Genomic DNA, 12,327 nt, shown 5'->3' with positions numbered 1-12,327 from the left:
CATGTTACTGTTTTTTTAAACCTGTATTTTAGTATTAACATCACCTCACTTTTTGTTTAGTATACTAAACACACTTATCCGGATAGGCAGAAAAGGCATGGCGAACACACCTGAGGCACCGGCAACACTCTCCCGGAACAAACTATTATGGATAGCCGGGATGGGCTGGACATTTGATGCCATGGATGTGGGATTGCTGGCATTCCTGCTGGCAGCATTGCAGGCTGACTGGGGGCTGAGCGCGGCACAACTCGGCTGGATAGGCAGTATAAATGCAGCCGGAATGGCAATCGGTGCCTTTGTATTCGGCATTATGGCAGACCGGAAAGGACGCAAACCGGTCTTTATCCTGACACTGTTGTTGTTCAGTCTGGGCTCCGGACTGACCGCTATTGCCGGCTCACTTGCCGTTGTCCTGATTCTGCGGTTTTTTATCGGCATGGGGCTGGGTGGTGAACTGCCGGTTGCCTCAACACTGGTCAGTGAAAGTGTCGCACCTCATGAACGCGGGCGCATTGTTGTGCTGCTGGAAAGCTTCTGGGCAGTCGGCTGGCTGATCGCGGCACTGATCGCCTATTACGTCATTCCGGATTACGGCTGGCGTACCGCTATGCTTCTCAGCGCACTGCCCGCACTGTATGCGCTATGGTTGCGGGCAAAACTGCCGGAACCGACATCCCGTTATGCGGTACAAACCCGCCCGAAACTCACCATCGCGCAGTCCATGTCGCTTATCTGGTCGCCGCAATACCGCCGTGCCACCCTGATGCTGTGGATCCTCTGGTTCTGCGTTGTATTTTCCTATTACGGCATTTTTCTCTGGCTTCCCGGCGTGGCAATGCTCAAAGGGTTCAGTTTAATCAAGAGCTTCCAGTATGTTCTGATTATGACCCTGGCGCAGTTACCGGGCTATTTCAGTGCCGCCTGGCTGATTGAACGATACGGACGAAAATTTGTGTTAGTCACCTATCTCACCGGAACCGCCGTGAGTGCTTACTGGTTCAGTTGTGCGGACTCCGCCACCATGCTGGTGATAGCCGGGATGCTGCTCTCTTTCTTTAACCTCGGCGCGTGGGGCGCACTGTACGCCTATACGCCGGAGCAATATCCGGACAGTATCAGAGCAACCGGTACAGGCACAGCAACGGCTGTCGGGCGGATAGGCGGGATCATCGGCCCGTTGCTGGCGGGATATATGATCCAGTATCAATTTGCTGTCAGCAGTCTCTTTCTGATTTTCAGTCTGGCCATTGTGGTCGCTGTCCTCGCGGTTATCTTCCTCGGGCAGGAAACTAAAAACCGGGAACTTAGCTCAATCTGACCTGCATCAGGTTGTTGCCGGTAATAAACAGATATCATTCATATGCAATATATCTGTTTATATTGCCGGAGAATAAACAACAGAAAACAATAAGATGAATGAATACGAAAGAGTCAGCAAATTATTAAGCCATGTCCTGAGACATGAACCTGAATTCATTGAGATTCACCCGGATAATGACGGCTGGACTGATATCGCAATATTACTCCGTCAGATGCAGATACACGGCACGCTGCTCAGCCGGGAAACGCTTGAGAAAATTGTTCACGATAACACGACAGATCCTTTCACGATTTCATCGGACGGGCTGTTTATCCGCTCTGCACAGGGACATTGTGCCACACAGGTAGCAGTTGACCATCCGCCGCAGACCCCGCCGGATATTCTGTTTCACGGCACAGCGATCCGCTTTATCAGTGATATCTGTGAATTAGGCCTGATAGCCGGAAAGAGGAACAATGTACATCTCAGTGCTGACGAAAACACGGCGCTGGCAGCCGGTGCACGCCACGGCGATCCTGTTGTGCTGACCATTGCGGCAGGGGAAATGTTTAAAACCGGGTATCCGTTTTATCTGGCGGATGACGGCGTCTGGCAGACCCCGCATGTCCCGATCAAATACTTCTCATAGAAAAAACCCGGCTCAGCCGGGTTAAGATTACTGCGCAGATTTATGCGTTCAGCCGTGCGGCGTGATACGCAATGTGCTCAGGGATAAAACTCGCAATAAAGTAATAGCTGTGATCATACCCGACATGAATACGGATATTGTGCGGGATCCCATTGGCTTCACAGGCAGATTTCAGTAATCCGGTTTTCAGTTGCTTATTGAAAAAGGGATCCGCAAGCCCCTGATCGACAAAAATATCCGCCATTTTGTGCCCGGATTCGATCAGTTTTACCGCGTCATATTGTTCCCACGCCGCCGTATCTGCACCGAGGTAAGCTGAAAATGCTTTCTCCCCCCACGGCACCTGTGACGGAGAAACAATCGGCGCAAACGCAGAGACACTACAAAAGGCATCCGGATTACGCAATGCCAGAACCAGTGCGCCGTGACCGCCCATTGAGTGCCCGCAGATACTGCGTTTTGGTGATGTTTCAAAGTGCCCGGTAACCAGCTCATGTAATTCATTCAGAACATAATCATACATGTGATAATGTTCATTCCACGGCTCTTGTGTGGCATTCACATAAAACCCGGCACCCAGCCCCAGATCATACTCTTTATCATCCGCAACATTACTGCCGCGCGGGCTGGTATCCGGTGCAACAATAATAATGCCGTGTTCGGCGGCGTAGCGCTGCGCACCGGCTTTAGTAATAAAATTCTGCTCGTCACAGGTCAGCCCGGAGAGCCAATACAGCACCGGGCACTTTTCTGTTTTTGCCTGTGGCGGCAAATATACAGAAAACGTCATCGGCGTATTAGTCGTCTCTGAATAATGACGCCAGACTTCCTGGCTCCCGCCGAAACACTGATGGTGTTCGATCCGTTCCATAATATTCCCTTAAATAATATCTGTGACACGTATATACCCGACGTCATTCAGGATGCAGGCGGGCGTCTTTCCGCCAACGAACCTGCAGTTTGAATGAATAAGGATATATACCCAACGTCATTCAAGATGCAGGAAGGCGGCAAGGGAAGATAGACGGGGAGCATACATTAGTATGTGACCCGGTTATCTGAGCACAGCCAACGAACCTGCAGTTTGAATGAATAAGGGTATATTAGTAATGGATGACCGTACGGATAGACTTACCCTCATGCATCAGGTCAAACGCGTCGTTAATCTTATCCAGTTCCATGGTGTGCGTGACAAACGGTGCCAGCTCAATTTTTCCGCTCATGGCATCTTCGACCATGCCGGGCAATTGTGTCCGCCCTTTCACGCCGCCGAATGCTGTGCCTTTCCAGACACGCCCGGTCACCAACTGGAACGGACGGGTGGAAATTTCTTTCCCCGCCCCCGCCACACCAATAATCACAGACTGTCCCCAGCCACGGTGCGCACTTTCCAGTGCTGAGCGCATCACATTGACGTTGCCGATACATTCAAAGGTATGCTCAACGCCCCATTTGGTCATCTCAACCAGCACCTGCTGAATTGGCTTGTCATAATCATTCGGATTGATACAGTCAGTCGCGCCGAACTGTTTTGCCAGTTCAAATTTTGACGGATTAGTATCAATGGCAAAAATGCGTCCGGCTTTTGCCTGACGTGCGCCCTGCACAACCGCCAGCCCGATACCGCCAAGGCCGAATACAGCAACTGACTCCCCTTCCTGCACCTTCGCGGTATTGTGGACCGCGCCGATGCCGGTGGTCACGCCACAGCCGAGCAGACAAACCTGCTCTGCATTCGCTTTCGGGTTAATTTTCGCGAGAGAAACCTCGGCAACCACAGTGTATTCACTGAATGTAGAGCAACCCATATAATGATACAGCGGCTGACCATTGTAAGAAAAACGGCTGGTGCCGTCCGGCATCACCCCTTTCCCCTGAGTTTCGCGTACCGCCACACACAGGTTGGTTTTGCCGGAGGTACAGAAATCGCACTCGCCGCACTCGGCGGTATACAGCGGGATCACATGATCACCCGGCACCACACTGGTCACACCTTCACCGACTTCGACCACCACCCCGGCACCTTCATGACCCAGCACCACAGGGAACAGCCCTTCAGGATCATCCCCGGAAAGGGTATAAGCATCCGTATGACACACGCCGGTGTGGCTGATTTTAATCAGTACTTCACCCTTTTTCGGCGGAGCAACATCGATTTCAACAACTTCAAGGGGTAACCCCGGCCCGAAGGCAACTGCTGCGCGTGATTTCATAACGGTTCCTTTATCAACTTAGGCTCACAGATGGTAAGCACGGATGGCGTAACCATACCGCACAATACCGCCGGCTGTATAGCGCGGGTCAGCAGGGTGCCGGGTCCGAAAATAATACATAACCAGTGAACCGGAATATTATCCCGGATGCTTCATGCATGCAGGAATAAGAATAAAAACCAGATATAAAAATACGTAAATATAATTATTAATTGGATGTAAATTGCTAAATATTTATATTTTGACTATTTCGCAGCTAATGAATTAACATGTGACAGCAATACAACATGGATGAATTACTTTTATTATCAAATATATAAAGGAATCTGATAATATGTCACAGTTTACAGATATTGACAGAAATAATGCACGCGTGATTTTAGCTAATTTCTACGACCCGGTTTATGCGGGCAGAGTACCCATGACCGATAAAGCGGTTACTGTCATTTGGGAAATGCTGTCTGAAGCAGAAAAATGCACAAATATGATGGCATATGTTCCGACCCCCGCAGGCGCGATGCCAGGTATCGGCTATATCGCATCACAATTAGGGAAAATGGCTAACCGCATCCGCCAGGCCGGAAATGGCAAAGTTGATATTAAGTGCAGAGTACAGATGAAATCCGTATTTCGCCTTAAATTCGATGAAATAACCAACGGCATTTAATATATTAAATCTGTTTTATTTTTTAATGCAGACTGAAATCAACACCGGCACGATATTGTACATCTGCCGGTGTCTTGTTATATATTATTTATCACAAGTAGCGTCTTATATTTGACAGATCGTTCCCTGACGGATGCTGATAAATATCCAGTTTAAAATATTTTGCTGACGCATTCACATACTCAAAAATCTGCGACTGTGTTTCCTCATAATCCACCCAGGTTGTTGAACGGGTAAAGCAATATATCTCAACCGGTAGCCCGTTCGGGGTCGGCGGCATCGTTCTGACCACCAGATACATATCAGCCCGCACATCACCCCGCGCCTTTATCCAGTTAAGAATGTATTTACGGAAGAGCTGTAAATTAGTCACTCCGTTGCTTACCATCCACTCATTAATATCACCGCTATGATTGCTCTCTTCTAACATAGCGTCCAGCGGACGGCGCAGCGGTTCAGAATCCCGCAGTTCCGCCAGCAGATCCTCTGTGGCAAATGAAACTGAAGACTGGTCAATATAAAAACTGCGTTTTATACGGCGTCCGCCGGAAGAGAACATCGGCTGCCAGTTGGTGTATTTTTCTGTCAGGAAATCCTTGGTCGGAATGCGGGAAATGGTATTATCCCAGTTACGGATAGTAATAGTATGCAGTGCAATATCAATCACTTCCCCGCTGATATTACTGTTGGGCAGTTCTATCCAGTCATACAGTTTTAGTACTTTACCGTTTGAAACCAGAATATTTGCCACAAATGATAATAACGTATGCTGAAAAACAAACATCAGTACAGCGGCAATAGCACCAAAACCGGAAATAATAATCAGGGGTGACTGAGATGTCATCAGGGCTATTATCAAGATGAATGTGACGACCCACACCCCGATTTTCGCAATCTCAATGTAGCCTTTTATTGAGCTGTTTCGGTTAGATACCCGTCCGGAATGGCGCAGAATAAAAATATCCAGACCATCATTAACCAGTGATGCCAGATTGATAATAAGAAAAACACTGCATACCGTGTTGAACAGAATATTCATTTCTGCCGAGAATGTCGGCAGCATTTTATTAATATAAAGAACAAGCGTGACTGAAACGACAGAGGCACTTTTTTTGGCAACGCTGTGGATAGTCTCGTCATCAGTCAGGTTGGTAAATAATGACAGCAGGCGTTTTGCGACCCGCAAAAAAATCATCCGCCCGAGAAACCAGGTGACTAATAAAACCGCAAACAAAAATACCGCCGATAATATGGCGCTTGATGCGATAAAATCATATATCTCAATTAACTTTTCCATAATACCCCACAGCATACATCAAAATATCAGCTGATGAGTCTGACACAGGTAAAATAAGAAAATTTAATGACATACCCGGTCATACATCAGGATACCCAACTGTTGACTACGCAAAGCTCGCCGAGTCACATAGTTTATCTATGTTCCCCGTCTATCTTCGCTTGTCGCCTACATGCATCCCGAATTATTTAGAGTATAAAAGGGGAATCTCTTCCCCTCTTTACGATATTTTCAGTGCAGATCAACCCAACAGCGGCAATGGCGCATCAAATAAAATAACCGCTTCCCCTGAAATACTGGCTTTCTGCGGCTGATTGTCTTTAATATTCACCGTCACATGCACAGTCCCGCTACGCCCGATAGCCCGTCCCTGATGCCCTTTGATCCGCAATGTTTTACCATCATGCGGCATCAGTCCGTAGCGGACAATCCATGCGCCCATCGGTCCGTTAGCATTGCCGGTCACAGGGTCTTCAGCAATACCAATCGCCGGGGCAAACATTCTCCCGTCAGTTTCACAGGTGCCGGGACGGATGGTGAAAACAAAAAATCCGTTGCAGCCAATTTCACCGCTGATCGCCGCAAGTGCGGGTAAATCAGGATTGATATTATCAACAGACACATCCGGGTTCAGCGGGATCATCACTTTGGAATGTCCGGTGGAAACAATCTGTACCGGCAATCCGGTCAGAATATTGTCTTCACTTAACCCAAGCGCACGGATGATCCGGGTACGGATATCGCCTTCAAGCGGCGGCTCAAATGAAGGCGTCCCCTGCTCCAGGGTGATGATGTAATCATTATTTTTATAATCAATATCAACACGATGGCGACCTGCCAGAGAGGTTTGATACAGTGTGCAACTTTTCAGTCCCAGCATTTTTGCCCGGACATAGTGCACCGATACTGTCGCATGACCACAAATCGGCACCTCCGCTGATGGTGTGAAATAACGGATACGTATATCACTTTCTTCGCTTTTCAGAACAAACGCGGTTTCAGAATGGCGCAGTTCACGGGCAATCAGCTGCATTTGTTCTTCAGTTAACTCATCAGCATGCAGCACTACACCAGCTGAATTCCCTCTGAACAACTCTTTGGTAAATGCATCAACATGAAAAAGATGTGGTGTCATGGTTTTCTCCGGTAACACAGCAAAAAACAGATATCTGACCCAATCATATCACTCTCCCGGCGGGAAGCTGCGGATATGCAATGCCGCCAGGCTTTCATTAATGTTTTCACGCAGCCAAAGGGAAAAAACCCATGCAGGACTCTCTTTTTCCGGCACTGACGGGAAAAGCAGATAATACGCAGTATTGTCTGTCATAAACCCCGAAATCGTTCGGGATTATTTATCTGGTCTGGCTGGGATTTAAATCCTTCACCAATAAAACCCGGATTTCGGTAAATAATACGGAAAGCGCTGCGCTGTCTGCTGTCGGCGCATTCCGCAATGGTTTTTTTGTTAATGCCCTGAACCCGAAAACCCTATTTTTTGTGGTGTCCGTTTATACACAAGTCATCAGCAGCCATAATTCCCTGCTGATGAATTTTAGTTACGGATTATTTATTTCGTTTGTCCATTTGCTATGGTTCAGCCTGATCGCGCTGTTTTTTTCTAATCCGGTTATCCGTAATAAAATTCTTAATCATCAATTACTGATGGATAAAGTTATTGGCATTCTGCTGATGCTGCTGGGTATTTCACTGGTTTTCTTTACGATAAACTAAATATCGCGTCCGGGGCTGAAGAGTGTTCAGCCCTGATTATTTTGTATTCTACATTCCATATTACCGGGCGATACCGGGTTCATAACCTGCTCACCAAACCGGCGGGCAGCATAGTCGGAGCGGACGCAATCATACGTTTTCTTTGTAATACCGGAAGAAACGGTAAAACAAACCTCTCTTTTCCCGGTAAATGACGGTGGGCTTTCAACAACATCCGTAATGGTCAGATCTGAAATATCATTCGCGGAGAAGTCTTTTGTTATTGCCACGTTGGCATGCATCATCAGCGAATCAGAAGTATAGGCAGGATAAATGGATTCATCTGCACACCCGGCTGATAACAGTGCAATGATCAGATATATTTTTTTCACTGTTTTATTTTCTCCGGGCTTGTTTTATCAGGATACGTAACCGGATGCGCCGCCCGCCACGCCAGCGCCTGCTGTTCACTGAGGTTATTTCCTTTAAATTCAATGATTTTTATACTTTTTTCTGTTTCATTCAGGCGCAGCATACGAAAACAGCGATCCGGAAAAACAGAATTCATTAAAATAGCTGACATTTCATTGTCGTCATCGAAAGGCGCTATCCAGTCAAATAACCAGATGCGCTCACCTGTGCGCAGTTGCTGATACAGGTCAGATTCATCACAGCCGCTTAAATAGCGCTGTTCAACCTCCGCACTCAACGCGCCCCAACTGAGGAAAAAACAGGGCTGATTATTATCCAGCGCCAGCACATACTGTTTTTGTTTCACCAGCGGCAACAGCAGTTTTCCCAGCGAACGCAGCGGCGTTTTACTGTGCCGGGGGGAGAGCATCCATAACCAGACTGCCGCCCCCCAAATCTCCGCCTCGCTGGGCTTATCATCAGCCAGAAACGGCGCGTAGACTGTGTATTTGCCGATTTTCATCATCCTTCCTTTTTGCACTTATACTGCCCTGAAAGAGGGTAGCGCAATACGTAAGAGACCGGAGTCGGTATCATCCGAAATCCGCGAAAATCAGAGATTACAGCCATAAAAAAACCGGGATCACTGATACTATCCCGGCGGTTTCTTTTACGGCTGTCTGTCAGCAGGATTTGGCATTATCCATCTTATTCAGCCGGGTCATTATCGCTTCCAGCACACCACCGGCAATCGCACGGGCTTTATCAGAAACAGAATTGAAATCTGCCAGTGCGCCGCGCGGGTCAACATCCGCAATTTTAAAGCCTTCCGGAACACATAGACCTTCATTCAGCAGACCGCGCACCATACCGTCCATAGGGGAGAGAATTTCTGTTTCGCCTATGCGCGCGATAACATCACCTTCATGAACGACATCGCCGATATTAATGTGCCGCGTCATCATGCCGCTGTGTGGTGCACGCAGTACACGTTCTGTGGTTTTACCGTTGATATTGCCGGGAATACCTGAGTTAGGTGCCGCGCAGCCGTGGGTAATAACACGCCCCAAATGATGCCCGCGCTGGGTTTCAATCACAGCATCACAATCCACTCCCGCCTCAAAGCCGGGACCGAGTGCAATTGTACAAGGTGCCATTTTGCGGTGTGTCCCGGCGATATTGCGCTTGGCAATAATGGCGTCGATCACAACATCCGGCTGAAGCGCCGGTAATAATTCGCCGTTTTCGTCCGCCAGCACCGGGATAGTGCCCTCTTTCAGATAGCGGGTTACTTCATCAATATCATGGGCATAACGGGCACAGACACCTTCCACACAGCTTTCACCGTCGTAAAGCGCCTGGGCAAAAGAGACAGTACAGCGGATAACAGTTGGTTTGCTGATATCCAGCATAATCACATCAAAGCCGCTGTGATAAAGGCGCAGCGCCACGCCGGTGGCAAGATCGCCCGCCCCGCGGATAACTACCCGTTTTGGTCTTCGGCTTTCCGTCTGGCTCTGTTTCATCGCCCCGCCCGGCGCGCCATGCATAATCTGTAATAACTCCGCGAGAATACTGACCGCAATCTCATGGGGGGTTTCCGCGCCGATGTCATAGCCAATCGGCGCATACAGTTTCGCTAACTGATTTTCTGATACCCCGGATTCACTTAATTGTTTGGTGAATGTCTGTACTTTGCGGCGGCTGCCGAGTAAGCCAAGGTATTTCAGCGGTTTATCAATGAGACAATTGAGGGATTCCAGATCCTGACTGTTGGTGGCAATAATCACATAATCCTCAGGCTGAGGATCAAGCTGAGCAACGGCATCAGTAAATGAAGGGACATGCCACAGGCGGGTGGACGGCGGGAACAAGTCCGGCTCCAGGCTGCCCGCATAAACATCCGCCACATGAATATCGATATTCAGGAATGCCGCCATCTGGGCGATTGCGCGGTTCACATGCCCGCCGCCAAGTAAAATCAGACGCGGACGCACGCCATGTACCGCAATATAAACTGACATCGCACCGCCGCAGTCAGAACCGACCGCATGCTGCCCGTTACGCGCCATGCGCCCGTGGAACATTCTTGAGCGGCCTTCGTGCAATGCCTCTACCGCTTCTTCGATGACTTTGCGCTCAACCATACCGCCGCCGATGGTGCCGATGGTTTTTCCGTCCCCCAGCACCAGCATTTGTGCGCTGTGACGTGGCGTACTGCCTGAACATTCGATAATTTCTGCCATGGCAAACGGGCAGTTTTTCTCAACCAATTTCGCTGCTTCGGTAAAAATTTTCATAAACAGACCTCAATGGATACCCTGCATTTATCATTGATATTATTGTCGCTGCAAAATATGTGTGATTGCGGGGTGTTCCCTGACGGCACCGAACCAGACAGCATCCAGTGACGTGCCGCGGATCCAGTCTGCCAGCGCATCCGGCGAGAAATTCTCATTTTGAGAAAAACGGTTTATCAGCCAGATCCGTAATGCGTCCGGTGGTGCTGATTTCCACATCCCCTGCGGGTGCCGGATCAGGCGGCTTATTGCGCTCAAATCCAGCGTATCGCCGCTGTTTAAGCCGGTTATAGCGGAGAAATGTGACCACCGGTGAACATTATCAGGCCCGACGGCCGCGCCCAGGAGCTGCCCGTCCGTTACAGCAATAACACAATCACTGTATTCAGGTATGCAAGGTTCATGCTCACCCGGCGCTTTTATGCCAAAACCGCGGGCTCCGTCAGATTCGGTCAAAATAACATCAACTGCATTTTTTTCAGCAAGTGCATTAATTTCTGCGGAGGTGAAGCCGCAAACCTTGTTATTCTGTGGGCTCCAGCCTGCATAACAGGCAAACGATCCGCGTTTGGTAACTACATCCGGTAACCGCGACGGGTGGCAGGCAAAAATGACGGGAAAGCCCTCGTCGGGCAGAAACATGTGGGTCGTCGTGGTGATCATCACCTTTTTCCCTAATTGAGAAAAAGCGCGTGCCAGCCAGAACAGGCAACTGGTTTTGCCGCCTGCGCCGACAATACTTATCACCATGGCGTGTCCGCCCGGATGTGTATCACATAACCGGCGCAGCGGTTCAGGTATAGTGGCGCAACTACGGGCAGGTATCCGGGTGTTCAGAGCACTTGTCATTGTCATCTCTAAGCCTTTGAATGTCGGTCACTTTTTAAAAACCATCAGCGGAGTTCACACCTATTATGCCGTCTCACCCGGCTTCAGCCGATACTGCGTTGTCCTGGTTTTCCTGTTCTGCATCCTCTTCTGTGCCTTGTCTGCATGATTTGCCTGCGCCGCTCTGCCCGCAGGAAACGACGGGCATTGTGACCGCCGCCGGGCTTTCCTCACGGATGGGCGAGTGGAAAATGATGCTGCCCTGGGGCGACGGTACCGGCACATTACTGGATACCAGCCTGTATAATGCGCTGCACTTTTGTCACCACATCATCCTGGTGACCGGCTACCGTGGCGCAGAGCTGGCGGCGCGTTATCAGTCAGTCAGCCGTATTCAGATCCTGCATAATCCGGATTTTGAAACCGGCCTGCTCTCCTCACAGCGCCTTGCTGCGCAGGCTGTGAGTACTCACTACTGCTTTCTTACTCACGGTGATGTGCCGTTTCTCATTCCTGACATCTGGCAGCAGTTATGGGCACTGCGCAGTGATGCCGCACTGCTTCCCCGATACAAGCAAGTTCCGGGCCATCCCGTGCTGCTCTCCCGCGACTGCCTGCTGAATGCGCTGGCACTGCCGGAGGGCAATAATATGAAAAAACGCCTGCTTGCGGGACCCCATCACTTCCTTGATATGGAGAACGATGCGGTGGTAACCGACATCGACACCAGGGATGTTTATCAGCAGTATTATCGCGTGTAAGCCATCGGCACACTATTACATCCGTCTCATTAATAACATTAACCCTTAATATGCTTTTGCTATTATCAATCTGATACGGATTTTCTTTTTTTTGAGAATCTCATTCATATGTTAACCCCATAGTAATCAAGATGTTTTTTATTGATTCATATTCGCATTTAGCATGGTGCGAGCTGTTTCACACT

At 49.1% G+C, this 12,327-nt stretch carries 14 protein-coding genes; 5 read left to right on the top strand and 9 right to left on the bottom strand.

All coding sequences use genetic code 11. From position 1 onward, the window contains the following. Positions 1 to 97: 97 nt before the first annotated feature. Positions 98 to 1,321, top strand: coding sequence for an MFS transporter (locus ACMHKJ_RS04090; protein ID WP_413492222.1), 1,224 nt, complete (start codon positions 98 to 100; stop codon positions 1,319 to 1,321). Between the two features lie 94 nt (positions 1,322 to 1,415). After that, complete coding sequence (locus tag ACMHKJ_RS04085) at positions 1,416 to 1,952, top strand: RNA 2'-phosphotransferase (protein WP_413492221.1); 537 nt, start codon at positions 1,416 to 1,418, stop codon at positions 1,950 to 1,952. Between the two features lie 40 nt (positions 1,953 to 1,992). Here the strand turns inward: ACMHKJ_RS04085 and fghA are convergent, their stop codons facing one another. Both fghA and ACMHKJ_RS04075 read right to left on the bottom strand, forming a co-directional pair. Continuing rightward, positions 1,993 to 2,823, bottom strand: a complete 831-nt coding sequence (gene fghA, locus ACMHKJ_RS04080) for an S-formylglutathione hydrolase (protein ID WP_413492220.1) — start codon at positions 2,821 to 2,823, stop codon at positions 1,993 to 1,995. Positions 2,824 to 3,055: 232 nt separating this feature from the next. Next, on the bottom strand, positions 3,056 to 4,165 hold the full coding sequence (locus ACMHKJ_RS04075; protein ID WP_067368004.1) for an S-(hydroxymethyl)glutathione dehydrogenase/class III alcohol dehydrogenase: 1,110 nt from the start codon (positions 4,163 to 4,165) through the stop codon (positions 3,056 to 3,058). Positions 4,166 to 4,499: 334 nt separating this feature from the next. Between ACMHKJ_RS04075 and ACMHKJ_RS04070 the strand changes: the two genes are divergently transcribed. Further along, positions 4,500 to 4,832 carry a hypothetical protein gene (locus ACMHKJ_RS04070; protein ID WP_413492218.1) on the top strand — a complete coding sequence of 111 codons (333 nt, stop codon included), beginning with the start codon at positions 4,500 to 4,502 and terminating at the stop codon, positions 4,830 to 4,832. Positions 4,833 to 4,923: 91 nt separating this feature from the next. On the opposite strand, the gene ACMHKJ_RS04065 is transcribed toward ACMHKJ_RS04070, so the two are convergent. From ACMHKJ_RS04065 to ACMHKJ_RS04055, 3 genes are all read right to left on the bottom strand, one after another. Further along, complete coding sequence (locus tag ACMHKJ_RS04065) at positions 4,924 to 6,129, bottom strand: mechanosensitive ion channel family protein (protein ID WP_413492217.1); 1,206 nt, start codon at positions 6,127 to 6,129, stop codon at positions 4,924 to 4,926. 241 nt (positions 6,130 to 6,370) lie between these two features. Continuing rightward, entirely contained in the window at positions 6,371 to 7,264 is an 894-nt protein-coding gene (locus ACMHKJ_RS04060) for a PhzF family isomerase (protein WP_413492216.1), read from the bottom strand. Positions 7,265 to 7,312: 48 nt separating this feature from the next. Continuing rightward, a complete protein-coding gene (locus ACMHKJ_RS04055) occupies positions 7,313 to 7,459 on the bottom strand; it encodes a hypothetical protein (RefSeq protein WP_413492215.1) in 147 nt (48 codons plus the stop codon). 20 nt (positions 7,460 to 7,479) lie between these two features. On the opposite strand from ACMHKJ_RS04055, the gene ACMHKJ_RS04050 reads away from it, so the two are divergent. Beyond that, positions 7,480 to 7,863, top strand: a complete 384-nt coding sequence (locus ACMHKJ_RS04050; RefSeq protein WP_413492453.1) for a LysE family translocator — start codon at positions 7,480 to 7,482, stop codon at positions 7,861 to 7,863. Between the two features lie 26 nt (positions 7,864 to 7,889). Here ACMHKJ_RS04050 and ACMHKJ_RS04045 read toward each other — a convergent pair whose 3' ends face one another. The 4 genes from ACMHKJ_RS04045 to yqeC form a co-directional block, all read right to left on the bottom strand. Continuing rightward, positions 7,890 to 8,234: a hypothetical protein gene (locus ACMHKJ_RS04045; RefSeq protein WP_413492214.1), complete on the bottom strand. Its 345-nt coding sequence runs from the start codon at positions 8,232 to 8,234 to the stop codon at positions 7,890 to 7,892. Beyond that, positions 8,231 to 8,779 (bottom strand): toxin-activating lysine-acyltransferase, encoded by a 549-nt coding sequence (locus tag ACMHKJ_RS04040; protein WP_413492213.1) that lies wholly within the window; start codon positions 8,777 to 8,779, stop codon positions 8,231 to 8,233. The genes ACMHKJ_RS04045 and ACMHKJ_RS04040 overlap by 4 nt, the downstream gene beginning before the upstream one ends. 157 nt (positions 8,780 to 8,936) lie before the next feature. Next, on the bottom strand, positions 8,937 to 10,553 hold the full coding sequence (gene yqeB, locus ACMHKJ_RS04035; protein ID WP_413492211.1) for a selenium-dependent molybdenum cofactor biosynthesis protein YqeB: 1,617 nt from the start codon (positions 10,551 to 10,553) through the stop codon (positions 8,937 to 8,939). A 39-nt stretch (positions 10,554 to 10,592) separates the two neighbouring features. Further along, positions 10,593 to 11,408 (bottom strand): selenium cofactor biosynthesis protein YqeC, encoded by an 816-nt coding sequence (gene yqeC, locus ACMHKJ_RS04030; RefSeq protein ID WP_413492210.1) that lies wholly within the window; start codon positions 11,406 to 11,408, stop codon positions 10,593 to 10,595. Positions 11,409 to 11,467: 59 nt separating this feature from the next. On the opposite strand from yqeC, the gene ACMHKJ_RS04025 reads away from it, so the two are divergent. Further along, entirely contained in the window at positions 11,468 to 12,142 is a 675-nt protein-coding gene (locus ACMHKJ_RS04025) for an NTP transferase domain-containing protein (protein ID WP_413492209.1), read from the top strand. Positions 12,143 to 12,327 lie beyond the last annotated feature (185 nt).

Source organism: Morganella psychrotolerans (assembly GCF_965118875.1).
Lineage (GTDB): Bacteria > Pseudomonadota > Gammaproteobacteria > Enterobacterales > Enterobacteriaceae > Morganella > Morganella psychrotolerans_C.
Note: the sequence above shows the minus strand (reverse complement) of the source record. Positions and strands in the feature narration are given on the sequence as shown.